At 73.4% G+C, this 24,593-nt stretch carries 19 protein-coding genes; 10 read left to right on the top strand and 9 right to left on the bottom strand.

Going from position 1 to position 24,593, the window contains the following annotated elements; all coding sequences use genetic code 11:
* Positions 1-5,013, bottom strand: a 5,013-nt coding sequence (locus E0L36_RS26225) for a type I polyketide synthase (RefSeq protein ID WP_180931823.1), incomplete at its 3' end; no start/stop codon positions are given.
* An 877-nt stretch (positions 5,014-5,890) separates the two neighbouring features.
* Between E0L36_RS26225 and E0L36_RS26220 the strand changes: the two genes are divergently transcribed.
* On the top strand, positions 5,891-7,642 hold the full coding sequence (locus E0L36_RS26220) for a serine/threonine-protein kinase (RefSeq protein WP_180931805.1): 1,752 nt from the start codon (positions 5,891-5,893) through the stop codon (positions 7,640-7,642).
* Between the two features lie 171 nt (positions 7,643-7,813).
* Here the strand turns inward: E0L36_RS26220 and E0L36_RS26215 are convergent, their stop codons facing one another.
* Positions 7,814-8,965: a cystathionine gamma-synthase gene (locus E0L36_RS26215; protein WP_180931804.1), complete on the bottom strand. Its 1,152-nt coding sequence runs from the start codon at positions 8,963-8,965 to the stop codon at positions 7,814-7,816.
* Between the two features lie 299 nt (positions 8,966-9,264).
* Here E0L36_RS26215 and E0L36_RS26210 point away from each other — a divergent pair, with 299 nt between their 5' ends.
* The gene (locus E0L36_RS26210) at positions 9,265-10,446 is read left to right on the top strand and encodes a hypothetical protein (RefSeq protein ID WP_180931803.1); all 1,182 of its coding nucleotides are present in this window, start codon (positions 9,265-9,267) and stop codon (positions 10,444-10,446) included.
* A 73-nt stretch (positions 10,447-10,519) separates the two neighbouring features.
* Here the strand turns inward: E0L36_RS26210 and E0L36_RS26205 are convergent, their stop codons facing one another.
* From E0L36_RS26205 to E0L36_RS26195, 3 genes are all read right to left on the bottom strand, one after another.
* Positions 10,520-10,729, bottom strand: coding sequence for a hypothetical protein (locus E0L36_RS26205; protein WP_374705594.1), 210 nt, complete (start codon positions 10,727-10,729; stop codon positions 10,520-10,522).
* Positions 10,730-10,761: 32 nt separating this feature from the next.
* Positions 10,762-11,340, bottom strand: coding sequence for a sigma factor-like helix-turn-helix DNA-binding protein (locus E0L36_RS26200; protein WP_180931801.1), 579 nt, complete (start codon positions 11,338-11,340; stop codon positions 10,762-10,764).
* Between the two features lie 715 nt (positions 11,341-12,055).
* Entirely contained in the window at positions 12,056-12,628 is a 573-nt protein-coding gene (locus E0L36_RS26195) for a MarR family winged helix-turn-helix transcriptional regulator (protein WP_258016624.1), read from the bottom strand.
* A gap of 255 nt (positions 12,629-12,883) precedes the next feature.
* On the opposite strand from E0L36_RS26195, the gene ilvA reads away from it, so the two are divergent.
* The 3 genes from ilvA to E0L36_RS26180 all read left to right on the top strand — a co-directional run bounded on the left by ilvA (position 12,884) and on the right by E0L36_RS26180 (position 16,363).
* Entirely contained in the window at positions 12,884-14,281 is a 1,398-nt protein-coding gene (gene ilvA, locus E0L36_RS26190; RefSeq protein ID WP_258016623.1) for a threonine ammonia-lyase, read from the top strand.
* Between the two features lie 178 nt (positions 14,282-14,459).
* Positions 14,460-15,509: an ATP-binding cassette domain-containing protein gene (locus E0L36_RS26185; protein WP_180931800.1), complete on the top strand. Its 1,050-nt coding sequence runs from the start codon at positions 14,460-14,462 to the stop codon at positions 15,507-15,509.
* Positions 15,506-16,363 (top strand): ABC transporter permease, encoded by an 858-nt coding sequence (locus E0L36_RS26180; RefSeq protein ID WP_180931799.1) that lies wholly within the window; start codon positions 15,506-15,508, stop codon positions 16,361-16,363. Before E0L36_RS26185 ends, E0L36_RS26180 begins: the two co-directional genes overlap by 4 nt.
* A 188-nt stretch (positions 16,364-16,551) precedes the next feature.
* Here the strand turns inward: E0L36_RS26180 and greA are convergent, their stop codons facing one another.
* Together greA and E0L36_RS26170 are read right to left on the bottom strand one after the other, a co-directional pair.
* Positions 16,552-17,049 (bottom strand): transcription elongation factor GreA, encoded by a 498-nt coding sequence (gene greA / locus E0L36_RS26175; protein WP_180931798.1) that lies wholly within the window; start codon positions 17,047-17,049, stop codon positions 16,552-16,554.
* 656 nt (positions 17,050-17,705) lie between these two features.
* Entirely contained in the window at positions 17,706-18,113 is a 408-nt protein-coding gene (locus tag E0L36_RS26170) for a DUF4307 domain-containing protein (protein WP_180931797.1), read from the bottom strand.
* A gap of 143 nt (positions 18,114-18,256) precedes the next feature.
* On the opposite strand from E0L36_RS26170, the gene mca reads away from it, so the two are divergent.
* The 4 genes from mca (at position 18,257) to E0L36_RS26150 (ending at position 20,705) form a co-directional block, all read left to right on the top strand.
* Positions 18,257-19,135 carry a mycothiol conjugate amidase Mca gene (gene mca / locus E0L36_RS26165; RefSeq protein ID WP_180931820.1) on the top strand — a complete coding sequence of 293 codons (879 nt, stop codon included), beginning with the start codon at positions 18,257-18,259 and terminating at the stop codon, positions 19,133-19,135.
* A 4-nt stretch (positions 19,136-19,139) separates the two neighbouring features.
* Positions 19,140-19,388: a hypothetical protein gene (locus E0L36_RS26160; protein ID WP_180931796.1), complete on the top strand. Its 249-nt coding sequence runs from the start codon at positions 19,140-19,142 to the stop codon at positions 19,386-19,388.
* Positions 19,389-19,417: 29 nt separating this feature from the next.
* A complete protein-coding gene (gene msrA / locus E0L36_RS26155) occupies positions 19,418-20,083 on the top strand; it encodes a peptide-methionine (S)-S-oxide reductase MsrA (protein ID WP_180931795.1) in 666 nt (221 codons plus the stop codon).
* A gap of 202 nt (positions 20,084-20,285) precedes the next feature.
* A complete protein-coding gene (locus tag E0L36_RS26150) occupies positions 20,286-20,705 on the top strand; it encodes a thioesterase family protein (protein WP_180931794.1) in 420 nt (139 codons plus the stop codon).
* A 235-nt stretch (positions 20,706-20,940) separates the two neighbouring features.
* On the opposite strand, the gene E0L36_RS26145 is transcribed toward E0L36_RS26150, so the two are convergent.
* A complete protein-coding gene (locus E0L36_RS26145) occupies positions 20,941-22,185 on the bottom strand; it encodes an Ig-like domain-containing protein (protein ID WP_180931793.1) in 1,245 nt (414 codons plus the stop codon).
* Between the two features lie 329 nt (positions 22,186-22,514).
* Between E0L36_RS26145 and E0L36_RS26140 the strand changes: the two genes are divergently transcribed.
* Positions 22,515-23,024, top strand: a complete 510-nt coding sequence (locus E0L36_RS26140; protein ID WP_180931792.1) for a hypothetical protein — start codon at positions 22,515-22,517, stop codon at positions 23,022-23,024.
* Positions 23,025-23,031: 7 nt separating this feature from the next.
* Here E0L36_RS26140 and hutH read toward each other — a convergent pair whose 3' ends face one another.
* Positions 23,032-24,585, bottom strand: coding sequence for a histidine ammonia-lyase (gene hutH, locus E0L36_RS26135; RefSeq protein WP_180931791.1), 1,554 nt, complete (start codon positions 24,583-24,585; stop codon positions 23,032-23,034).
* Between the last annotated feature and the right edge of the window lie 8 nt (positions 24,586-24,593).

Genomic DNA, 24,593 nt, shown 5'->3' with positions numbered 1-24,593 from the left:
TTCCAGGGTGGGGGCGCCGGGTTCGCCGCGGAGTACGGCCAGCGGGGAGTAGTCGAGGTACGGCTGGAGGGCGTCGACGCAGGCCGTGAGGTGTTCGCGGAAGACGGGCGACGCGTCCATCAACTGGACGCCCATTCCGGCCCATTGGGAGCCCTGGCCGGGGAAGACGAGGACGGTCCGCCGATCGTCCGCGGCGGTGTCCTGGGCGAGGTGGCGGGTGGTTTCGCCATCGGCGAGGGCGCGCAGTCCGGTGAGCGGGTCGTCTGCTCCCCCGACGACGACGGCCCGGTGGGCGTGGGCGGCGCGTCCGGTGGCGAGGGTGTGGGCGACGGCGGTGGGCGGGACGCCGGGGTGGTCGCAGAGCCAGTCGTGCAGTTGGGCGGCCTGCTGGCGCAGGGCGCGCGGGTCGCGGGCGGACAGTGGCCAGGGGACGGCCGTCGGCACTGCCTCCGAGGTGGCGCTCGGGTCGGGTGCGGGGGCGGCCAACTCCGGGTCGGCCGGGGCCTGTTCGAGGATGACGTGGGCGTTGGTGCCGCTGATGCCGAACGAGGAGACGCCCGCGCGGCGGGGCCGGTCCACCTCCGGCCAGGGGGTGGTCTCGGGCAGCAGGGCGGCGGCGCCGGCGGTCCAGTCGACGTGCGAGGACGGACGGTCGGTGTGCAGGGTGCGCGGCAGGGTGCCGTGCCGCAGGGCGAGGACCATCTTGATGACGCCCGCGACCCCGGCGGCGGCCTGGGTGTGCCCGATGTTGGACTTCAGGGAGCCGAGCAGCACCGGCCGTTCCGCGGGGCGCTGTTGGCCGTAGGTGGCGAGGACGGCCTGGGCCTCGATGGGGTCGCCGAGTGTCGTGCCGGTGCCGTGGGCCTCGACGGCGTCCACGTCGCCCGGGGCGAGCCCGGCGGAGGTGAGGGCCTGCTGGATGACGCGCCGCTGGGCGCCACCGTTCGGCGCGGTGAGGCCGTTGCTCGCGCCGTCCTGGTTGACCGCGGACCCGCGGAGGACGGCGAGGACGGGGTGCCCGTTGCGGCGGGCGTCGGACAGCCGCTCCACTAGGAGGACCCCGGCGCCCTCGCTCCAGCCGGTGCCGTCGGCGGCCTCGGCGAAGGGCTTGCAGCGCCCGTCGGGGGCGAGTCCGCGCTGTTTGCTGAACTCGACGAACATGCCGGGGGTGGCCATCACGGTCACGCCTCCGGCCAGCGCCAGCGAGCACTCGCCGCGCAGCAGCGCCTGCCGGGCGAGGTGCAGCGCCACCAGCGAGGAGGAGCAGGCCGTGTCGACGGTGAGCGCTGGTCCCTCCAGGCCCAGCGTGTAGGCGACGCGGCCGGAGGCGACGCTGGCGGTGCTGCCGGTCAGGACGTAGCCCTCGTAGCCGACGGGCGCCTCGTCCAGCCGGGAGCCGTAGTCCTGCGAGGTGGCGCCGAGGAAGACGCCGGTCTGGCTGCCGTGCAGGGTGGTGGGGTCGATCCCGGCGCGTTCCAGCGCCTCCCAGGAGGTCTCCAGCAGCAGCCGCTGCTGGGGGTCCATCGCGTCGGCCTCGCGGGGACTGATGCCGAAGAAGGCCGCGTCGAACTGGGCGGCGTCGTAAAGGAATCCGCCGTGCCGGACGTAGCTGCGGCCGCCGCTCTCCGGGTCCGGGTCGTACAGCTCGTCGAGGCGCCAGCCACGGTCGTCGGGGAAGCCGGAGACGGCGTCGGCGCCGTCGGCGAGCAGCCGCCACAGGTCGTCGGGCGACCGCACGTCGCCGGGGAAGCGGCAGCCGGCGCCGACGATGACGATCGGGTCGTCCTCCGTCGCCACGGTGGGGACGACGGCCAACTCCTGTGATTCCGCGAGGAGTTCCCGCCGGAGGTGGCGGGCGAGCCGGGCGGGGGTGGGGTGCTCGAACAGGACGCTGGCGGGCAGCGGCAGGCCGGTGGCGGTGTTCGTGCGGCGGCGCAGTTCGACGGCGAGGAGGGAGTCGAGGCCGAGGTCGCGGAAGGTCCGGTCGGCCTCGACGCGGTCCGGCGCGTCGTGTTCCAGTACGGCCGCCACCTGGGCGCGTACCAGGTCGAGCAGCACGCGGTCGCGGTCGATCTCGCGCAGCGGGGCGAGGCGTTCCGCCAGTGACCGGTGGGCGGTCGCCCCCTCCGGAGCCCATCCCGGCTCCGGTTCCCCGTCCGGGCGGGTGTCTTCGGCGTCGTCCGGGTGGGTCGCCGGGGCTGGGGTGGGCCCCGGTCGTGGGAGGGCGGTGGTGCCCGGCTCCCACCAGTACCGTTCGCGCTGGAAGGCGTAGGTGGGCAGCGGCACCCGCCGTCCGCCCAGGGCGGCGGAGAGGGCCGCCCAGTCCATCGGGACGCCGTCGACGTGGAGTTGGGCCAGGGCACGCAGCAGGGTGCGCGGCTCCGGATGGTCGGCGCGCAGCGCGGCGACCGGCTGGTCGTCCCGGTCGGGCAGGTCGAGCAGGGTCTCGGCGGCCAGCGGTGCCAGCACCGCGTGCGGGCCCAGCTCCAGCCAGCTGTCGACGCCTTCCCCGGCGAGCCATCGCACTCCGGCGCCGAAGCGGACGGGTTCCCGGACGTGGCGCACCCAGTAGTCCGGGGTGCACAGTTCCTCGTCGGGGATGGGGGCGCCGGTCACGTTGGACACGAGGGGGATGCGCGGTGGCCGGTAGGTGACGCCGGACGCGACCCGCCGGAACGCGTCGAGCATGGGGTCCATCCGCGCGGAGTGGAAGGCGTGGCTGACGCGCATCCGGCGGGTGCGGCGGCCTCGTGCGGCCCAGGCGGCGGCGACCTCCTCGACGTCCGCTTCCTCGCCCGAGATCACCACGGCGGTGGGGCCGTTGACCGCTGCGACGTCGACACGGGGCCGACGGTCCGCGAGGGAGTCCCGTACTTCCGCCTCCTCGGCCTCGATCGCGGCCATCGCGCCGCCCGCGGGCAGTTCCCGCATCAGCTGGCCACGTGCCGCGACCAGGGCGCAGGCGTCGGGGAGCGAGAGCACCCCGGCCACGTGGGCGGCGGCGAGTTCACCGAGTGAGTGGCCGAGCAGGTGGGTGGGGTGGATCCCCCAGCTCTCCAGCAGCCGGAACAGCGCCACTTCCAGGGCGAACAGGGCGGGCTGGGCGTACGCGGTGTCGTCCAGGTCCACCGTGTCGCCGGGCGGGTTGCCGGAACTCGTACTGTCCACACGGTTGTTGACGATCTCGCGCAGCGGGCGGTCGAGATGGGGGTCGAGGTGTTCGCCGACCTCGTCCCAGGCCCGGGCGAAGGCCGGGTACGCGCGGTACAACTCGCTTCCCATACCCGGCCGTTGGGAGCCCTGGCCGGAGAACAGGTAGGCCAGCCGCCGGTCCGGCCGGGCGCTGCCCGTGATGGCGTCGCCCGGCCGCCCGTCCGCCACGGCGTTGAGGGCGTCCAGCAGCTCCTCGCGGTCGTCCCCGATGGCGACGGCACGGTGCTCGAAGGTGTCCCGGTGGGCGGCGAGGGTGCGGCCGACGTCGCGGGGCCGCAGCCCCGGGTCGGCCTGGACGCGTTCCCGCAGCCGGCCGGCCTGGGCCCGGACGGCGGCGGCGGAGCGGCCGGAGAGCACCCACGGCACGGTGTGTCCGGCGGAGGCGGCGTCGGCCGGCGGAAGGCCGTCGTGCGCGCTCGGGACGCCGTCGTCTCCGGCACCGCCGAAGGCCCCGGTGTCGCCGGGGGCTCCGGCCGGGCGGGAGCGGGGGGCGGCCGGGTCGGGTGCCGGTTCCGCCAGCACCACGTGGCAGTTGGTGCCGCCCATGCCGAACGAGCTGACTCCGGCGACGGCCTGGCCCTCCTCGCCGGGCCAGGGCGTCGTCTCCCGTACGACGTCGAGCCGCAGGGCGTCCAGGGGGATGTCCGGGTGGGCCCGGGTGAAGTTGAGGCTCGGCGGGATCGTCCGGTGCGCCAGCGACAGCACCGCCTTGACGAGTCCGGCGATCCCGGCGGCGCCCTCCAGGTGGCCGATGTTCGTCTTGACCGAACCGACCAGCAGCGGCTGGTCCACGGGGCGGCCGGAGCCGAGCGCGGAGCCGAGCGCGTCCGCCTCGACCGGGTCGCCCACGCGGGTGCCGGTGCCGTGCAGTTCGACGTAGCCCACCCGCTCCGGGGCCACCCCGGCGCGCCGGTAGGCGGCGCGTAGCACCTGGGCCTGCGCGCGCCCGCTGGGGCTGGTGAGGCTCGGGCCGCCACCGTCGTTGTTGACGGCGCTGCCGCGGATCTCGCAGTAGACGGTGTCACCGTCGGCGCGGGCCTGGTCGAGGGGTTTGAGGACGACCATCGCGCCGCCCTCGCCGCGCACGTAGCCGTCGGCGCGCTCGTCGAAGGTGTGGCAGCGGCCGGTGGGCGAGAGGCCGCCGAACCGGGCGGCGGTCACGGCGCTCTCCGGGAGGAGGTTGAGGTTCACCCCGCCGACGAGCGCGACCTCGGACTCGCCACGGCGCAGGCTCTCCGCCGCCAGGTGCACCGCGACGAGGGACGAGGACTGCCCCGCGTCGACGGTGAGGCTGGGCCCGTTGAGACCGAGGCTGTAGGAGACGCGGTTGGCGATCACGCCACGGTGCAGTCCGGTGATGCTGTGCGCGCCGATCGCGGGCATGCCGTGGCCGTGCAGCAGGCGGGCGTAGTCGTCCCAGATCGCGCCGACGAACACGCCCACGGGGTGGTCGCGCAGCGTGGCCGGGACGATCCCGGCGTCCTCCAGCGCCTCCCAGCACAGCTCCAGCGTCAGCCGCTGCTGCGGGTCCATGGTCCGCGCCTCGCGGGGCGAGACGCCGAAGAACGCGGCGTCGAACCGGTCCACCTCGTCCAGGAACGCGCCCCGGCGGGCCTCCTCCTCCGCCGGTTCCTCCCGCCACCGGCCCTCCGGCACCGACCCGACGGCGCTGCGCCCGTCGCACAGCAGGCGCCAGAACGCCTCGGGGGTCTCCGCGTCCGGCAGTCGGCAGGACACCCCGACCACGGCTATCGGCTGACGGTCGGGGACTCCGTGCGCGTCGGTCGCCGATTCCAGCATCGCTGAAATCACCTCCGTGGCCATGAGGGGGACGAGCGTGGACAGAACCGCGGGCGCGGCGCCCACCGGTGCGGGGGTCTCGCCCGGCGGGGGTCGCGCCGCTCAGCGCGACAGCGCGACAGGGGGGACTCCGGAGGGGGGACGGCGTGCGGGGACCGCTCTCAGCCGCGCGCGGGGCCGCGTACCGGGACGGGTCCTGGTGGGGGTGGCCGGGCTGCGGGCCGGGGTCAACTCCCGCTCCGCGCGGGGGTGATGGTGTGGTGCGGCGTCCCGCGCGGACGGCGGCGCGGGGGCGGGTGGACCGGCGGGTCCGCGGAACCGGGCGTCCCGGTCCGTGGCCGCTGTCGTCGGCACAGAACCTCCCCCGTCTCAGTGCGGTGACCGGCACAGCGGAGCCTGACGGGCGCGGGCGGCGGGTCGGCCGGGTGGCGACGGCAGGCTCGATGTGCGGGTTCGTCAGTGATCAAGCCTCAACGTACCGGCGGCCCCAGCGGCGCCATACCCCTAACAACACCCCTAGCGGCCCCCCTATCGCGCAGGTCACACCGGTTGTGCGGGTGCCACCAACCATCCGGCGCCGGGGGGTTGGGGGCGGTGCGGGATGGCTCGTTCTCCCCGGTCGTCCGCCGCTCCGGTCGCCGTCGGCGGCAACGGGCACCACGGGCCACGGGGCGGTGCCCGTCGGAGGGCACCATCCTCCACCACCACCGACACCGCCCGCCAGGTGGACAGGAGCCGTGGCACGGGACGGCGGCCCGTGGCCCGGCCGGGGTGCCGGACCGGGGGACGTCTTCCAGCCGGTCCCAACTCCCCGCGCGTGCCCGCTGTTGGACGACCAAAACCCCGGCTCGCCGGAGAGTCGTGGGACACTCGGGGCGTGGAGGACCCTGACGAACGTCGACTCATCGCCGACCGGTACCTGTTGCTGGACCGGCTCGGCAGCGGCGGCATGGGCACCGTGTGGCGGGCCAGCGACGAACTGCTGGGGCGCGTCGTCGCCGTCAAGGAGGTGCACCCGCACTCCGGCAGCGAGGTGCTCGACCGCCGTGTCGAGCGGGCACGTCGGGAGGCCCAGGCCATCGCGCGGGTCTCCGACCCCCATGTCCTCAACCTCCACGACGTCGTCACCCACGACGAACGGCTGTGGCTCGTCATGGAGTTCGTGGACGGCTCCTCCCTGGCCGAATACCTCGCCACCAGCGGGCCGATGACGCCCGCCCAGGTCGCCGGGGTCGGTCTGGAGGTGCTGGACGCGCTGGAGGCGGTGCACGCCGTCGGCGCGCTGCACCGCGACGTGAAGCCCGCCAACCTGCTGCTCCGCCGCGAAGGCGGCGTCGTGCTCTGCGACTTCGGGATCGCGGCGCTGGCGGGCTCCGACTCCCTCACCACGTCCGGCGAGGTCGTCGGCTCCCTGGAGTTCATCGCCCCCGAACGGCTGGAGAACCAGCCCGCCGGGCCGCCCAGCGACCTCTTCTCCCTGGGCGGCACCCTGTGCGCCCTGCTCTCGGGCCGCTCGCCCTTCACCCGGCCCGAACCGGCGGCCGTGCTGCACGCCGTGGTGTGGGAGGAACCGCTGATCCCGGAGGCGGCGGGGCCGCTGCGCGGCACGCTGGAGGCGCTGCTGCGCAAGGACCCGGCCCAACGGCCCACCGTGGCGCAGACGCGGGAGGCGCTACGGCGGGTGGCCTCGCCGTCGGGCTGGGGCGCCTCGACCGGGCACCCGCCCGGTCCGGGGCCGGACCGTCCCGGAACGGGCGGCGGCTCGCCCGGCCGACGGTCCCTGCTGTTCGGGGCCGCGCTGCTGGTGACCGGAGGCGGCGCCGCCACCGCCTGGTGGCTGGACGACCGCTTCGGGTACGGCCGTTCGGACGACGACCGGCCGGACGGCTCTCCCTCACCCCGGCCGAACCGGATCGACGCGGTGATGGCGGCACCGGACGCCGGCGACGTGCGGGCGCCGCACACCTACTGGCTGTTCTCCGACGACCGGTACGTCCGGGCGCGGATCGCGAAGACGGGTCAGCCGTTCCGGCGGCTGCTGAAGGGGCCCGAACCGCTCAGCGCCTGGGAGGGGACCTTCGCGGACCTGCCGGTGTTCCAGAACCGGATCGACGCGACCCTGCGCGTCCCCGATCAGCCCAGCGAGTACTGGGTGTTCTCCGGCAACCACTACATCCGCATCCGGATCGCGGGCGACACCTCGTTCTACCAGGCGTCCCGGGTGCACGACCGCAGGCCCCTCAGCGACTGGGAGGGAGCCTTCGGGGACCTCCTCGACGACGGGCTCGACGCGCTGCTGCCGGTGCCGGACGACCCGTACCAGGTCTGGATGTTCGCCGGGGACCGGTACGTCCGGGCGCGGCTGGACGACGAGGTGGCGGACGGGGACACCGCGGGCGGTCAGATCGCCCAGGGACCGGCGGCGATCAGCGAGTGGTCCAGAACCCTCGGCAAGTACGACCCGTTCCGGGGCGGGATCGACGCGGCCCTGCCCGTCCCCGGCGAACCGAACGAGTACTGGGTCTTCTCCGGGACCCGGTACCTGCGCATGTCCGTGGCCGACGTCTCCTACGAGGACCGCATCGTGCGGAAGCTCGCACGGACACCGGCCTGGTCCACCATCCCCTGACCCGCCCCCGGGCCGGACCGCCCCAACCACCCCCGGCACACGGGAGGTTCGGGGGCCCGGCGGGGCGGCCGGTGGCCCCGCGAACCGTCCCGCGCCGCCGCACGGCCGTGCCCCGGGTACGAGCCGCGCGGACTCGCACCCGGGGCACGGGACGGCGGACGCGGGGAGGCGTCAGCCGAGCGCCGCGGTGAGGTCCGCCAGCAGGTCGTCCGCCGACTCGATACCCACCGACAGCCGCACCAGGTCGGCGGGCACCTCCAGCGGGGAACCGGCCGCCGAGGCGTGCGTCATCCGCCCCGGGTGCTCGATCAGCGACTCCACCCCGCCCAGCGACTCACCGAGGGTGAACAGCTGGGTACGGTCGCAGACGCCCACCGCGGCCTCCTCGCCGCCACGCACCCGGAAGGACACCATCCCGCCGAAGGCCCGCATCTGCTTGGCGGCCGTCTCGTGGCCCGGGTGGGACGGGAGGCCCGGGTAGCAGACCTCGGCCACCTCCGGGTGCGCGGTCAGCGCCTCCACCACCCGCTCCGCGTTGGCGCAGTGCCGGTCCATCCGCACCGCCAGCGTCTTGATGCCGCGCAGCACCAGCCAGGCGTCCATCGGGCCGGCCACCGCGCCCATCGAGTTCTGGTGGAAGGCCAGTTCCTCCCCCAGCTCGGGATCGGACACCACCAGCGCGCCCCCCACCACGTCGGAGTGGCCGCCCATGTACTTGGTGGTGGAGTGGACGACGACGTCGGCGCCGAGCGCCAGCGGCTGCTGGAGGTAGGGGCTGGCGAAGGTGTTGTCGACCACCAGCCGCGCCCCGGCGGCCCGTGCGACCTCCGCGCTCGCCGCGATGTCGGTGATGCCGAGCAGCGGGTTGGACGGCGTCTCCACCCACACCGCCTTCGTCCGGTCACACAGCGCGGCCCGCACCGCCGCCGGGTCCGAGGTGTCGGCGACGGACCACCGCACGCCCCACCGCTCCGCCACCTTCGAGAAGAGCCGGAAGGTGCCGCCGTAGGCGTCGTTCGGGATCACCACGTGGTCACCCGGTGTGAGCAGCGTACGCAGCAGGCAGTCCTCGGCGGCCAGGCCGGAGGCGAAGGCGAGGCCGCGCCTGCCGCCCTCCAGCGCGGCGAGGTTCTCCTCCAGCGCGGTCCGGGTCGGGTTGCCGGACCGGCTGTACTCGTAACCGCCGCGCAGCCCGCCGACACCGTCCTGCTTGTAGGTGGACACCTGGTAGATCGGCGGTACGACCGCCCCGGTGACCGGATCCGCGGTCTGCCCGGCGTGGATGGCCAGGGTTTCGAAACTCTTGTCAGGCTGGTCGCTCATGAGGCGAGGGTAGGCCCTGGTGGGGCACTCCCCGCCAGGGCGCCGGGGAGGAGGAGGGGACTCCGCTCCCACCCCGCGCGGGAGACCACCGGCGAACCCGCCGAAAACACCCCTTCCGGACCTCCGCCCGGCCCGGCCGCCGCGCGCCGCCGCCCGGCCCCCGGCGTCCGTCGCGGCCGGTCGGCCCCGGTCCCGGCGCGGCACCGTACCGTGGAGGGAGGGAGCGGCCCGCCCGGCCAGCGGGGCGGTGGCCGCCACCCGCTCCGAGCCCGACCCGAGCCGTGTGGAGACCCGCCGACATGGAAGCCCTGCTCCTGCTGATCGCCCTCACCGCCGTCTTCGGCGTCCTGGTCGCGCCCGCGCTGCGCCGTCGCCGTCTCCGGAAGGAGGCCGAGGGCGGGATGCGGCAGACCCTCGACCCCTCCTCGGGCTACGGCTTCGTCCCGCCCCAGGAGCTGGACGTACGGCTGCCAGGACCGGACCCGGAGCTGCTGGAGGCGCTGGAGGAGACCCAACGCACCCAGGACTGGGGCCCCGTGGCCCGGATGCTCGCGCTGACCTCGGACGAGTGGGAGCTGCGCTGGCAGCGGGTGCAGTCGCTGGCCGGGGCCGCCGCGATGGAGCTGTCGCAGGCCAGGGCCGGGGGCCTGGACACGGCGGACGCCACCTCCGGTGAGGCGCCGGGCGGGCCCTCGCTCAGCAAGGAGCCGCGGCCCCGGGACGCCCGGTGGCTGCGGAACTGGCGCGCGCAACAGCCGGGGGACGCGGGCGGCGCGCAGGTGTACGCACAGTTCCTGGTGTGGCAGGCGGTGGCGGACCCGGCCTCGGAGGACCACCGCATCGTGCTGGAGGAGGCGCGCAACATCTGCCGGGACGCGGCGGCGCTCGACCCGCGTGACCCGACGCCGCACATCACCGAGCTGTTCGTCGCGCGGTACCTGGGCTACCGCACGGCCGACTTCGAGTCGCTCTGGTCCGAGGTGCGGCGGCGCGCCCCGCACCACATGGGCGCCCACCTGGTCGCGCTGCCGTACTGGTCGCAGCAGGACAGCGGCGCCAAGGAGCGGGCGGACGCCTTCGCGCGGACCGCGGCCGCCCAGGCCCCGGAGGGCACGCTGCTACCCGCGCTGCCGCTGTTCGCGACCTACGCGCACCTGCCCGAGGTCAACATGGTTCGCGGCCTGTACCAGAGCGCGGAGATCGAGACGGCCATCGAGGCCGCGGAGTTCGCCGTCGACCAGGTGGAGGACGGCCACCCCGTCCGTCCGCACGTGCTGCACCTGCTGGTGTGCTTCCTGGTCCGGGCCGAGCGCTACCGGGAGGCGATGGAGGCCCTCAGCGTGGTCGACGGGTACGTCGGCGCGCTGCCCTGGGCCGACTCGGCCGATCCGGCCACCGAGTACGCCGGCTACCGGGCGCTGGCCGTGGCGGGCTGGGAGGCCACCGGCGGCAGCCGCGCCCAGCAGCCGCCCACCTCCTGAACTGCCGTCCCACTCTGCTCTGTTGGGCGAAAGCCCCGCCACCGGTCGGCGCCCCGGGGGCGGCGACGTGGGGTCACCAGTCCATGGGGGGCGGGGCCGGGACCGGCCGGGCCGACCAGGGGCTCTCCAGCGCCACCCAGACGACCAGCGCCACGACCAGCACCGCGAGCAGCCCCCAGGCGAACCGCCGCAGCACGCGGCGGCCGCGCCGCAGCCGCGCTCCCCGACGGGCGGCGGCCCCCGCCAGGTCCGGGGGCACCGGCTCGGCCGGTCCCTCCAGCATCCGGCGGACCGCCTCCCTTCTGCGGCTCGCGTTCATCCCGCGCCCCCGGGGCGCGGATCGTCCAACGTCCCCCGCCGCGCGCCCTGTTGGAGCCCGGAGGACGGCGGCTGCTGGGACCTGGGGAGCCGGGGGCCGGAGGCGCGCGGCGGGGCGGCCGGGGCCGTCGTCCGGGTGGGCGAGGCGGCCAGGAGCCGGGTGACGCCACGGGCACAGAGCATCCGGACCCGTTCCCGGGGCAGCCCGAGGACGGCCGCCGTCTGCTCCTCGGCCACCTCCTCGTACATCCGCAACACCAGCACCAGCCGTTCGCGCGGGGGCAGTTCACCGAGCACGCCCCCGCGTGGGCGCCGGTGGCGCCAGGCGTGCCGGGCGAAGCGCGCGGCCAGCGTCCGCCGCGTGTGCTCGTACGGATCGGCGCCGCGCAGCCGGTCCCAGTCGGCGTAGGTCTCGGCCAGCGCACCCTCCAGCAGCCGCCGGGCGGCGGGCGCCGCGCCGGGCGGCTCGCCGCTCAGCAGCCGGGCGGCGCGCAGCAACCGGCCACCCGCGCCCGCGACGTAGCTCTCGAACTCCCGGGTACGACAGCGTTCCTGGCGGTCTCTCCGTTCTTCCACCCCACCCTCCTGTTCGCCATGGGACGGCAGCGCGGATGATCGAATCAAGGGTGCGGGGCCCGGCGGGGAGCGCGGGCCGGAGTACGGGGTGCCGGACGCGGCGCGCGACAGGCGCCGTGGGCGGTCGGGTTGACCGTCTCCGGGGTGCTACGGCCCGCCCGGCCCGCGTCCCCGGCGTCCGCGCGTGCTGTCGCGTCCGCCCGTAATCCGGCGGTTCGGCACCCCAGTTCGCTCCCCAGACCTCCCCGTCCCACCGCCGGTACGAACCGGGTGGAGCACCGTCGCACGGCATCGCGGGTCAGAACCGACGGAGCGGGCACGGGAGTCGGCGGCCGGGAAACGTCCCGTCGGACCGACTACCGTGCCGCGCGGGCGAGTTGGGGGAGGAGCGTGCGTGCGTCCCCGCGCGAGCGACGACGTGGGAGGGCGCGGCCGGGCTGGGCCGAGCGCCGTGCACGGCGACCCCGTACGGTCCGGCGGGACGCGAACCGGCTGCCCAACACCGCCACGCCGGGCGCTTGTTGAACCCCGCCCGGCCGGGGGGCGTCCGCGTCCGGGACGGCCACACCGGGCTCGGCCGCGGGAGTCGGTCCTGGCCAGCGGGCGCCGGGGTACGGGGGACGCCCGGATCAGCTCCGCCCGGGACACGTCGTCCCGGGGCGTGAACGATCCGGGGTGCGGGGCTACTTGGGGGCCGGGGCGCCCCCGGGGCGGTTCAGGAGGAGACGGGTCCGGAGGTGGCGGCGGACGGGTTGACCCGGAGCAGCGCGGCGTTGAAGCGGGTCAGCAGGTCGCAGAACTCCTCCCGCTCGTCCTCGCTCCAGTCCTCCGTGGCCTGCGCCATCAACTCCCGGCGTGAGGTGCGCACATCGGCGAGCCGGGTGGCGCCGCGCGGGGACAGCGCCAGGACGACCGCCCGGCCGTCCTCCGGGTGCGAGGTCCGCTTGACCAGGCCGGAATCGACGAGCGGGGCCACCTGCCGGGTCACGGTGGAGGAGTCGATGCCCATCCCGGCCGCGAGCGCCTTCACACCCATCGGGCCTTCCTGGTCAAGCCGGTTGAGCAGCAGGTAGGCGGCGCGGTCCATGGAGTTCCGGGCCTGGCCGATCCCCCCGAGGCGGGTCTGCTCGGCGCGCCGCGCGAAGACGGCCACCTGATGCTGGATCGCCTCAAGCAGCGCCACTCGGTCCTGCACGGGGTCGTTCGGGTCGGTGATGTCGGGGTCCGCCGCGGGCTTCCGGTCGACCGCGCTGGCGGCGGGAAGCTCCGTGGTCACGGGGTTCGGCATGTCAGTTGGCACATCTGTGGGCATCTGTGTCGGCATGTGTGTCGGGATGTCTGTCGTCATGTCCGGGTGTGTGGGCATGGCGGATGCTCGCTTCTTTGGGGAAAGTTACCTAAGTTCCTGAAGTGCGCGGTCCGTACGGCCGTGGTGTGGGGCACACAGTACGCCGCTCACGCCCGGCTCGTACCGACACTGCGGGAACCCGCGCAGCAAACCCACGAGCCCTCACCTCCGGCCCCCTGGTGCAAGACTGGCCGCATGGTCGACAGCTCTGCCACCCCTCAGCCCGACCCCGCCCACACCGACGGCGCCATCTCCCCGGGGTCCACACCCACCCCCGCCACGACCGCGTCCACCACCCCCGCGACGCGTCCCACCCCCACCCCCCATCCCCCCTCCGACACCACCCCCGTCAGCGATCCCGGCACCACCGCCAGCACCTCCGATCCCGCGTCCGGCCCCACCCCCGAGGACGTCACCGCAGCCCGGAAGACGCTCTCCGGCGTCGCCCGGATGACGGCGATGGAGAGCAGCCGCCAGCTCTCCGAGCTGATCTCCGCGCCCGTGCACCTCAAGTGCGAGAACCTCCAGCGCACCGGCTCCTTCAAACTGCGCGGCGCCTACGTGCGCATCGCCGGGCTCTCCGCCGCCGAGCGGGCGCGCGGCGTGGTGGCGGCCAGCGCGGGCAACCACGCGCAGGGGGTGGCGCTCGCCGCGCGGCTCCTCGGCGTCACCGCCACCGTGTTCATGCCGGAGGGCGCGCCCCTGCCGAAGGTCACCGCCACCCGCGACTACGGCGCCCACGTGCGACTGCACGGCCAGGTGGTCGACGAGACGCTGGAGGCCGCGCAGGAGTACGCGCGGGAGACCGGCGCCGTGTTCATCCACCCCTTCAACCACCCGGACGTGGTCGCGGGTCAGGGCACCCTGGGCCTGGAGATCCTGGAGCAGTGCCCGGAGGTCCGCACGATCGTCGTCGGTGTCGGCGGAGGCGGTCTGGTCGCCGGGGTCGCCACGGCCGTCAAGGCGCTCCGCCCGGACGTGCGGGTGATCGGGGTGCAGGCGGAGGGGGCGGCGGCCTACCCCCTCTCCCTGGCCGCCGGGCATCCGGTCGCCCTGGACTCGGTGAGCACCATGGCCGACGGGATCAAGGTCGGACGCCCCGGCGACGTGCCGTTCAAAATCGTTGGCTCTCTGGTGGACGAGGTCCGTACCGTGTCCGAGGACGCGCTCTCCCGCGCGCTCCTGCTGTGCCTGGAGCGCGCGAAGCTGGTGGTCGAACCGGCGGGGGCGAGCCCGGTCGCGGCGCTGCTGTCCGAGCCCGACTCCTTCGAGGGGCCGCTGGTGGCGGTGCTCTCCGGGGGGAACGTCGACCCGCTGGTCCTACAGCGCACCCTCCGGCACGGGATGGCGGCGGCCGGGCGATACCTCTCCCTCCGGCTCCGGCTGCCCGACAGCCCGGGCGTGCTGGCGGGGCTGCTGCGCGAACTGTCCCTCGCGGACGCGAACGTGCTGGACGTGAGCCATGTGCGGACCGACCCCCGGCTCGGCCTGGACGAGGCGGAGGTGGAGGTCCACCTGGAGACGAAGGGGGCGCGGCACTGTGACGAGGTGGCACGGGCCCTGCGGGCCGCCGGGTACACGATCATGAACTGAGGCGCGTACGCGACAGGTTGGCGCGCTATATCGCTAGTTTCCTTGACGCGATATAGCGCGTCCTCCATACTGCTGGTCCGGCCACAGCACTGTCTCTGATGCCGGATAAATCCGGTGAATCCACCATCCCGACATCGCGGTCCGCCGCGGACCGCCCTCCATCCCTGGGAGCCCATCTATGCCAGGCGCCATTCACGCCGAGGGTCTGGTCAAGACCTTCGGCGACGTAAGGGCTCTGGACGGCGTCGATCTCGACGTCCCGGAAGGCACCGTGCTCGGTCTGCTCGGGCCGAACGGAGCGGGAAAGACCACCGCCGTCCGGGTCCTGACCACCCTCCTCCGGCCGGACAGCGGCACCGCGGTCGTCGCCGGGATCGACGTCCTCAGGAACCCGGACGCGGTGCGCCGTTCCATCGGCCTCTCGGGCCAGTTCGCCGCCGTCGACGAGTACCTCACCGGCCGCGAGAACCTCCAGATGGTCGGCCAGCTCTACCAGATGTCCGGCCGGGACGCGAAGCGCCGGGCCACCGAACTGCTGGAGCGGTTCCACCTCACGGAGGCCGCGGACCGCCCCGCGAAGACCTACTCCGGCGGTATGCGCCGACGGCTCGACCTCGCCGCCGCGCTGGTCGTCAGCCCACCCGTGATGTTCATGGACGAGCCGACCACCGGCCTCGACCCCCGCAACCGGCAGGCGCTCTGGGAGGTGATCGAGGACCTGGTCGCGGGCGGCACCACGCTGCTGCTCACCACCCAGTACCTGGAGGAGGCCGACCGGCTGGCCCACAACATCGCGGTCGTCGACCACGGCCGGGTGATCGCGCGGGGCACCTCCGACCAGCTCAAGGCCCAGACCGGCGGGGAACGCGTGGAGGTCGTGGTCCACGAGCGCGACCGCATACCCACCGCCAAGGCGATCCTCGACCGGCACGGACTCCAGGGCCCCGGCAAGACCGAGGTCGCGGTGGAGACCCACGCCCGCAGACTCACCGTCCCGGTCACCGGCGGCGCGAAGCTGCTGGCCGAGATCATCCGCGAACTGGACGCCCAGGGCGTCGAGATCGACGACATCGGACTGCGCCGCCCCACCCTGGACGACGTCTTCATCTCCCTCACCGGACACGCCGCCGAGGGAGACGAGACCCCACCGTCCGCGGGAGGCTCACGCGGCGGTGACCGAGGCGCGACCGCGGAGAACACGGTGACGGACAAGGAGAACCAGCAGTGAGCGCCCCCACCCAGACCGCCACCCCCACGCCCTCGGCGAGCGGCGGAGGGATAGCGCGGTCCGTCCGCGACTCCCTGATCATCGCGAAACGCAACCTGCTGCGGATGCTGCGCATCCCCGAGGTGGTCATCTTCGCGCTGATCCAGCCGATCATGTTCGTCGTGCTGTTCAGCTACGTCTTCGGCGGCTCGATCAGCGTCCCGGGCGCCGGTCTCGACGCCGACACCTACCGGCAGTTCCTGATGGGCGGCATCTTCGCGCAGACCGTCACCTTCGCCACCGCCGGTGCCGGCGCCGGGATAGCGGACGACATGCACAAGGGGCTGATCGACCGCTTCCGTTCCCTGCCCATGTCCCGCGGGGCCGTGCTCACCGGCCGGTCGCTCGCCGACCTGGTGCAGACCGCGCTGACGCTGGTGGTGCTGGCGATCGTGGCGCTGCTCGTCGGCTGGCGCGCACACGACGGACTGCTCAACGCGCTCGCGGGGTTCGGCCTGCTGCTCCTGCTCGGCTACGCCTTCACCTGGATCGGCGCGCTGATCGGCCTCTCCGTCCGCACCCCGGAGGCCGCGACCTCCGGCGGGCTGATCTGGCTCTTCCCGCTCACGTTCATCTCGGTGGCCTTCGTGCCCTCACAGAACATGCCGTCGTTCCTCCAGCACATCGCCGAGTGGAACCCGTTCAGCGCGACCGTGGTCGCCTGCCGCGACCTCTTCGGCAACCTGCCCGAGGGCTATCCGGTGCCGGACGCCTGGCCGATGCAGCACCCGGCCATCGCCTCGATGCTCTGGTCCATCGTGATCATCGCGATCTTCCGCACCCTGGCGGTGCGCAAGTACCGCAACGCCGCCTGACCGCCGCCCCGTTGGGCGGGCCGGGCGTCACCCCGACCCGCCCCCGGAGCACTGGCCGACGGTCCGCCGAAACGCCTCCGCCGGACGCGGTGCCTGGCTGGCACCGCGTCCGGCGGACACGCCTGCGGGCGGATACAGCGAGAGCCCCCGGCCTTCCGGCCGGGGGCTCTACCTCGCTTCCCCGGCCGCTAACCCTGGTAGGGCTTGGCGTCCAAGACGGTCACCGACGCCATCTTGCCGTTCGGGAGTTCGTACTGCGCCTCAGCACCGACCTTCTTGCCGTTCACCCCGCTACCGAGCGGTGACTGCGGCGAGTACGTCTCGATGTCACCACTCGCGTACTCACGGGACGCGAGCAGGAACGTCATCGTGTCGTTCTCATCGCCCTCGAAGGCGATGGTGACGACCATTCCAGGGGCAACCACGCCGTCGTCGGCGGGGGCCACTCCGACCTTCGCGGTCTCCAGCAGCTGCTCCAGTTGCCGGACGCGCAACTCCTGCTTTCCCTGCTCCTCCTTCGCCGCGTGGTACCCGCCGTTCTCGCGGAGGTCACCCTCTTCGCGAGCCGCCTCGATCTTCTTGGAGATCTCGGTACGTGCAGGACCCGACAGGTACTCCAGCTCGGCCTTGAGCTGGTTGTACGCCTCCTGGGTCAGCCAGGTGACGTTGTCGCTGGTCTGGGTCACAGGTGCTCCTCGTCGGTACTGTGGATAACAAACAACGCCCTACCCGGAAGGGTGGACCTTCGCAGGGGGCGAAACCACGACCTTACCAATTTCGGGGAGAAAGGGAAGAAGACGCGGGTTCGCCCCGCGCGGACCGGGTTTCTGTGGACCTGCGGTCCTCTGTCTGCCGCTGGGCTGCCGTGTCCCCGATACCTACCCCCCGAAGCGGCCCGCGATACCCCGCCCCCACCCCGGGCACCCCACCCCGGCCCCCCGGCACCGGCCGCCGCGCCGGACAGCGCCATCCACCCCGCGTCGGACACCGCGGGCACGGGAGAGAGTGGGCGGGCCGGGCGGCCCGGGTCACGCGCGCCGGGGGAACCGGCACCAGAGGCCCGCGCCCACGCGCGACGGACGGCCCACCGGAGCGACGGGGCTCCACCCCGCCACGAGACGGCGAGCCGGGGAATACGGACGGCGCACGGACACCCGACCCCGTACCCCCGTACCCCCGGACACTCGGGAAACACGGAAAACACGGACCCCGGGAAGAACAGGAAACGCAGAACGAACGGAAAAACAGGAAAAGAAGGGAAGAGCGGAAAGGGCGGAGAACGGGAAGCGGGCGGACGGGTTTCCTGGCGCGAAGGAGGTGCGAGGCGCGGCTCAGCGGCCGGTCACTCGCAGCCGACCAGCTCCGCGCTCGTCGCCCGCGCCGTGGTGCGGATGGTGACGACCCGGTCGACGCGCTTCTCGCCCGCGCCGAACTCCACCTGGCGGCGGCCCACTTCGGCGCCGCTGACCTCCTGGGTGCGGACCGTGCAGGTGCCCACCGCGTCGCGGTCCTTGCGGACCTCCAGGTGCGCCTCGACCGCGCGGTCGGAGACCACCTTGAACTTGATCATCTCCCCGCTGACGTTCTGCCCGGCGACGTAGGAGAAACCGATCCAGCCGAGGACGCCCAGCAGGGCCACGCCGAGCACGGCCCCCACCGCCTTCAGCCGACGGTCCGTACGCGACTCGTCACGGTCCGTCCCCGAGCGTCCGTAGCGACCCACCGGAGGGTTGTGACGCACCTCAGCCATGGTGTCGGTCCTCTCCGAAACGATGCGGGCCCACGGGAATACAGCCACTGCCGTTTCGGTCACTATAGAAGCCACCCCGGCTCGCTACCGACACGGGGTTGACGTGCTGTTGATCTGTGATGAGGACCGGAGTCTTGACTGTCGTGAACGAGCAGCTGCGACTGATGGCCGTGCACGCCCACCCCGACGACGAGTCGAGCAAGGGTGCCGCCACCATGGCGAAGTACGTGGACGAGGGGGTGGAGGTGCTGGTCGCCACCTGCACGGGAGGCGAGCGCGGCTCCATCCTCAACCCGAAGCTCCAGGGCGATCCGTACGTGGAGAAGCACATCCACGAGGTGCGGAAGAAGGAGATGGACGAGGCCCGGGAGATCCTCGGGGTGCGGCAGGCGTGGCTGGGCTTCGTCGACTCCGGGTTGCCGGAGGGTGACCCGCTGCCACCGCTGCCCGAGGGCTGCTTCGCCCTCCAGGACGTGGACGAGGCGGCCGGGGAGCTGGTGCGGCTGATCCGCGAGTTCCGCCCCCAGGTCGTCACCACGTACGACGAGAACGGTGGGTACCCGCACCCCGACCACATCATGACGTACAAGATCTCGGCGGCCGCCTTCGACGGCGCCAACGACCCGGAGGCGTACCCGGAGGCCGAGTTCGGGCCGCTCTGGCAGCCGCAGAAGCTCTACTACAACCAGGGCTTCAACCGCGCCCGCACGGAGGCCCTGCACAACGCGCTGCTGGAGCGTGGCCTGGAGTCACCGTACGAGGAGTGGCTGGAGCGCTGGAAGACCTGGAAGCGGCCGGACCGCAACATCACCACCCACGTGCCCTGCGGTGACTACTTCGAGATCCGCGACAAGGCGCTGATCGCCCACGCCACCCAGATCGATCCGGACGGTGGCTGGTTCCGGGTGCCGATGGAGGTACAGCAGGAGGTCTGGCCGACCGAGGAGTACGAGCTGGCCCGGTCCCTCGTGGACACCTCCCTCCCCGAGGACGACCTCTTCGCGGGTATCCGGGACAATTGACGGTATGAGCGTGACGCAGACGGTCCACACGGGCACGGTCCAGCTCCTTCCCCTCGCGAAGGAGCTGGACGAGAACAAGGTGACGCCCGGCGTCCTCGGCTTCCTCGTCTTCGCCGTGATCGGTCTCGCGGTGTGGATGCTGATGAAGTCGATGAACCGGCACATGAACAGGGTGGACTTCGACCAGGACGCCACCGGGGCGCCCGACGCCCCCGCCGGGCGGGGCCCGAAGCCCTCGGAGACCACCACCTGACCAGCACCGCAGTACACCCTGGAGTCCCCATGCTGTTCGCCCGAAGCAAGCACCAGCTGCCCACCCCCGAGGAGGCCCTGCCGGGCCGCTCGGAGCCCGGGTTCACGGTTCCGGAGCGGCACACCGTGCTCGGCAACCCGCTGCTCGGCCCGTACCCGGAGGGCACGGAGGTCGCCGACTTCGGGCTGGGCTGCTTCTGGGGGGCCGAGCGGGTCTTCTGGCGGGCCGACGGCGTGTGGACCACCCTCGTCGGCTACCAGGGTGGGCACACGCCCCACCCGACCTACGAGGAGGTCTGCTCCGGCCGTACCGGGCACACCGAGGCGGTGCGTGTCGTGTTCGACCCGGAGAAGACCTCCTACGACGCGCTGCTGCGGCTCTTCTGGGAGTCCCACGACCCCACCCAGGGCTTCCGGCAGGGCAACGACCTGGGCACCCAGTACCGTTCGGCGATCTACACTCACTCCGCCGCGCAGCGGTCCGCCGCCGAGGCGTCCCGCGAGGCGTACCAGCGGGTGCTCAACCGGGCGGGGTACGGCGACATCACCACCGAGATCCTGCCCGCCGAGGACCGGCCACTGTACCCGGCCGAGGGATACCACCAGCAGTACCTCGACAAGAACCCCACCGGCTACTGCGGTATCGGCGGCACCGGCGTCTCCTGCCCCACCGGCCTCACCCCGCCCCGGGACTGAGCCGGACAGCTTCGGACGCGGGACACGCCGGACACGGGCCGCGTCCGAAGCCCGGCCCCACCCCACCCCACCCCACGCCCCGGATCGGGGGCGTGGGGTGGGGCCAGAGCGGTGCCTGAACTCCGGTCAGGCCAGGGGCTGTTGGGTATGCTGAGCGCGAAGTGTCCTGTGACGCGAGCATGTTGACGAGGAGCGACCGCCCATGGAGCCGTTCAGTGTGCGCATCACGGTGCGTGGCTACGAGACCGACGCGCAGGGGCACCTGAACCAGAGCGTCTACCTCCAGTACGCCGAGCACGCCCGCTGGACGATGCTGGAACGCGCGGGGATCCGGCAGCAGGACATGCTGAAGGCGGGCGTGGGGCCGGTGGCGCTGGAGAACACCGTGCGGTACCAGCGGGAGCTGCGGGCCGGGGACGAGGTCGACATCCGCTGCGGCTTCGCCTGGGGCACCGGGCGCTCCTTCCGGGTGGAGCAGGTCTTCTGGCGGCCGGACGGTATCCAGGCCGCCGAGGTCCACGGCGTCGTGGCCGTGTTCGACCTGGCGGAACGGCAGTTGGTCACCGATCCGCGCGCGGCGCTGCGCGAGCTGGCCACCGAACCCGACGTGCTGGGGCTGTAGCGGCCCGTCCACCGGCCCCCTGCCGCTGAACCGCACCGGGCGGTACCGACCTCCGCTGGCCCGTACCCGAGCCGCACCGACCCCTCGCTGAACCGCGCCCACTCCCACGGACCCGTACGCCGCCGCTGTCGCGCGGTGGCCGCTGAGTCGTCGCGGAACGGCGACCGCCCCCGGGGTGCCGGAGCGGCACACCCGAGGGCGGTGGGGTCACGCGGTGGGCGGCGTCAGACGGCCGTCAGACGGCGGAGCCGGCCTTCCACTCGGACCAGTCCATGTTCCAGCCGTTGAGCCCGTTCGACGGCTGGATGGTCTTGTCCGGGGAGCCCTTCACCACGACCAGGTCCCCGACCATCGAGTTGTCGTAGAACCAGGCGCCGTCGGTCGTGGTGCTCTTCGCGCCCTGCTCGTCCTTCAGGCCCACGCAGCCGTGGCTGGTGTTGCCCTCGCCGAAGGGGGCGCCCCAGTAGTTGCCGTGGATGAAGGTGCCGGAGGTGGACAGGCGCATGGCGTGCGGCACGTCGGGGATGTCGTACCCCTCGGCGCCCTTGCGGCCGAAGCCGACGGTCTGGCCGTCCATCCGGGTCTCCTTGTGCTTCTCGGAGACGACCATGGCGCCGTTGTAGGTGGGGTTCTTCGCGCTTCCGGCGGAGATCGGGATCGTCTTGATGACCTTGCCGTCCCGCTCCACCTCCATGGTCTTCTTCTTCACGTCGACAGTGCTGACCTGGGCGCGGCCGATGGTGAAGTGGAAGGTCTTCTCCTGGACGCCGGTGATCCCCTCGCCGCCCTTCACGCCGTCGAGGTCGAGCTTGACGGTGACCTTGGAGCCCGCCTTCCAGTACTCCTCGGGGCGGAAGTCGAGGCGGTCCGCGCCGAACCAGTGCCCCACGACCTCCTGGCCGCTGGTGGAGCTGACCTTGATCGCGGACTGGACGGCCTTCTTGTCGGTGATCTGCTTGTCGAAGGTGAAGGAGACCGGCATGCCGACGCCGACGGTGGCGTCGTCCTCGCCCGCGTAGGTGCCGATGAAGCTGTTGTCCGGCGAGACGGTGGTGAAGGTGGCGTTCTCGACGGCCTTGCGCCCCTCGCCGTCCTTCGCCTTGGCGGTGATCTCGTACTGGGTGGCGCGCTCCAGCTGGTCGCTGGGCTTCCAGCTCTTGCCGTTCCCCGCGATGGAGCCCTCGACGGCGCTGCCCGACTGCACGGAGCGCATCGTCACCTCGGTGAGCTTGCCACCCGAGACGGTGACGTTGCCGCCGGTGTTGATGCTCGCCCCGTCGGAGCCGTTCTTGGCCGCCAGCTTGATGCGCGCCTCCGAGGAGGAGCCCTCGCTCCCCTTCTTACCCGAGACATCGGACGAGGCGTCCGAGCTGTCGCCCCCGCCGCCACAGGCCGTAAGCGTCAACGCGCAGCCCAGCAGCACGGCCGTGCCCGCCAGGACCCTCTGGCGCTTCCCCACCGCTATCACGTATCTCTCCATCCGGTCTCACGCCCCATGACTCCGCGAAGTGCTGCGTACGCCCCCAGACCTGCCAAACCGGACATGCGTATGCCACCTCTACGCGAAGAAACGCCAACAGGCTATGGCCGGTTCCACTTTCAGTGAAACTGTGGGGTGAAACACGTATTCGCGAGGAGTCCGAACCACCCCCACTCCAGGCGGAACTCGCCACACGTCCCGCACAACGACCGTCCGACCGGGGGCGACTCGGGTTTTCCGGAAGCCCTCCTTCTCAGTAACATCCCCTGCGGCAAGGCCAGTTCGCCTGTGCGGGCGCGGCAGCGGTACACCGAAAGGGACAAAACCCCGTGGTCAAAGCCGGACATTCCTCTCTGTCCGCTCATCGCCGGCCTCTGTTCACCGCGGCGGCGGCCGGAGGACTGCTGACGGCTCTCTGTTTCCTGCCCACCGCGCACGCCGTCCCGGAGGACTCGGGCACGGCGGAGCGCGCGGAAGTGGCCGACGGCGCGCGGTTCGCCGCCGGGCCCCACGCCGACGACCAACTCGCCCGGGACCGCGCGGCCGAGCGCGCGCGAGGACCGGAGAACACCGACCGGCGGGGGCGCCCGGCGGATTCCGGCGCGGACGAGCGGATCACGGCCGCCCGGGCCGACGCGCCCGGCACCCCGCGGGACGGGGCCGCGGAGGCCCGGGCTGAGCGGGACACGGCGGCCACCGAGTCGGCGGCCGACAGCTCCATGCCGTACGCGCTGGCTGGGCTGGGGCTGCTGGGCGCGGGCGGCGCCTGGCTCGTCACCCGCTCGATCCGCGCACCGGGCAGGGCGGCGCCGCGCGCCGCCACCCGCCCCGCGCCCTAGGGGCGGCTCAGGCCAGCTCGCCGGTGACCGCCTCGGCGGCGCGGACCAGCTCACCGGAGCGGACGCACCGCTCGGCGGCGGCCAGGTCGGGGGCGAGGAAGCGGTCGCCGCCGGGACCCTCGGCACCGGCGGCCCGCAGCGCCCGCACCACCGCGCGCCCGGCGGGCCCCGGCGTCCGGCCGAGCGCCTCGGCCCGCAGCTCCAGCGCCCGCGTCGCGGTGTACAGCTCGACGGCCAGCACCCGGCCGAGCGCGTCGACGGCGGTGCGCAGCTTCCGCGCGGCCGACCAGCCCATGGACACGTGATCCTCCTGCATCGCGGAGGAGGGGATGGAGTCGGCCGACGCCGGGACCGCCAGCCGTTTCAGTTCACTGACCAGCGCCGCCTGGGTGTACTGGGCGATCATCAGCCCCGAGTCGACGCCCGCGTCCCCCGCCAGGAACGGCGGCAGCCCGTGGGAGCGGTTCTTGTCCAGCAGCCGGTCGGTGCGGCGCTCCGCGATGGAGCCCAGGTCGGCGGCGGCCACCGCGAGGAAGTCCAGGACGTACGCGACCGGGGCGCCGTGGAAGTTGCCGTTCGACTCGACCCGCCCGTCCGCCAGCACCACCGGGTTGTCCACGGCGGCGGCCAGCTCCCGCTCCGCGACGGTGCGGGCGTGCGTCAGGGTGTCCCGTACCGCGCCCGCGACCTGCGGGGCGCAGCGCACCGAGTAGGCGTCCTGGACCCGGGGGGCGTCCTCCTGGTGGTGTCCGGTCAGCTCCGATCCGTCCAGCACGGCGCGCATGTTGGCGGCGCTCGTGGCCTGCCCGGGGTGCGGCCGGATGGCGTGCAGCTCGGGGGCGAGGACCCGGTCGGTGCCGAGCAGGGCCTCCAGGGAGAGGGCGGCCGTGATGTCGGCGCTGGTGAGCAGGCGGGACAGGTCGGCGGCGGCCATCAGCAGCATGCCGAGCATGCCGTCGGTGCCGTTGAGCAGCGCGAGCCCCTCCTTCTCGCGCAGCTCGACGGGGTGGATCCCGGCCTCGGCGAGGAGTTCGGCGGACGGCCGCACGGTGCCGTCCGGACCCTCGGCCTCACCCTCGCCCAGCAGGGTCAGGGCGCAGTGGGAGAGCGGGGCGAGGTCGCCGGAGCAGCCGAGCGAGCCGTACTCGTGGACGACCGGGACGATGCCCGCGTTGAGCAGGGCGGCCATGGTCTGAGCGGTCTCCGCGCGCACTCCGGTGTGCCCGGAGGCCAGCGTCTTGAGGCGGAGGAACATCAGCGCCCGCACCACCTCCCGCTCCACCCGCGGGCCCATCCCGGCGGCGTGCGAGCGGACGATGTTGCGCTGGAGCTGGGTGCGCAGGTCCTCGCCGATGTGGCGGACGGCGAGGGCGCCGAAGCCGGTGGAGACCCCGTACACCGGATCGGGCTTGGCGGCGAGGTCGTCGACGAAGCGGCGCGCGGCGCGCAGCGCGGTCAGCGCTTCCGCGGACAGCTCCACCCGGGCACCGTGCCGGGCGACGGCGAGGACGTCCGCGGGGGTCGTCCCGGAGGTTCCCACCACCACAGTCTGCATATTCATATTCAGAA

It is taken from the genome of Streptomyces sp. AJS327, assembly GCF_013450295.1.
Classification (GTDB): Bacteria; Actinomycetota; Actinomycetes; order Streptomycetales; family Streptomycetaceae; genus Streptomyces.
This window is presented reverse-complemented; position numbering and strand designations above follow the sequence as displayed.

Coding starts and splice junctions, on each gene's coding strand:
- E0L36_RS26215 (WP_180931804.1), bottom strand. CDS start 8,965: ATGAGCGACCAGCCTGACAAGAGTTTCGAAACCCTGGCCATCCACGCC.
- E0L36_RS26210 (WP_180931803.1), top strand. CDS start 9,265: ATGGAAGCCCTGCTCCTGCTGATCGCCCTCACCGCCGTCTTCGGCGTC.
- E0L36_RS26205 (WP_374705594.1), bottom strand. CDS start 10,729: ATGCTGGAGGGACCGGCCGAGCCGGTGCCCCCGGACCTGGCGGGGGCC.
- E0L36_RS26195 (WP_258016624.1), bottom strand. CDS start 12,628: ATGCCGAACCCCGTGACCACGGAGCTTCCCGCCGCCAGCGCGGTCGAC.
- ilvA (WP_258016623.1), top strand. CDS start 12,884: ATGGTCGACAGCTCTGCCACCCCTCAGCCCGACCCCGCCCACACCGAC.
- E0L36_RS26185 (WP_180931800.1), top strand. CDS start 14,460: ATGCCAGGCGCCATTCACGCCGAGGGTCTGGTCAAGACCTTCGGCGAC.
- E0L36_RS26170 (WP_180931797.1), bottom strand. CDS start 18,113: ATGGCTGAGGTGCGTCACAACCCTCCGGTGGGTCGCTACGGACGCTCG.
- E0L36_RS26160 (WP_180931796.1), top strand. CDS start 19,140: ATGAGCGTGACGCAGACGGTCCACACGGGCACGGTCCAGCTCCTTCCC.
- msrA (WP_180931795.1), top strand. CDS start 19,418: ATGCTGTTCGCCCGAAGCAAGCACCAGCTGCCCACCCCCGAGGAGGCC.
- E0L36_RS26150 (WP_180931794.1), top strand. CDS start 20,286: ATGGAGCCGTTCAGTGTGCGCATCACGGTGCGTGGCTACGAGACCGAC.
- E0L36_RS26145 (WP_180931793.1), bottom strand. CDS start 22,185: ATGGAGAGATACGTGATAGCGGTGGGGAAGCGCCAGAGGGTCCTGGCG.
- hutH (WP_180931791.1), bottom strand. CDS start 24,585: ATGAATATGCAGACTGTGGTGGTGGGAACCTCCGGGACGACCCCCGCG.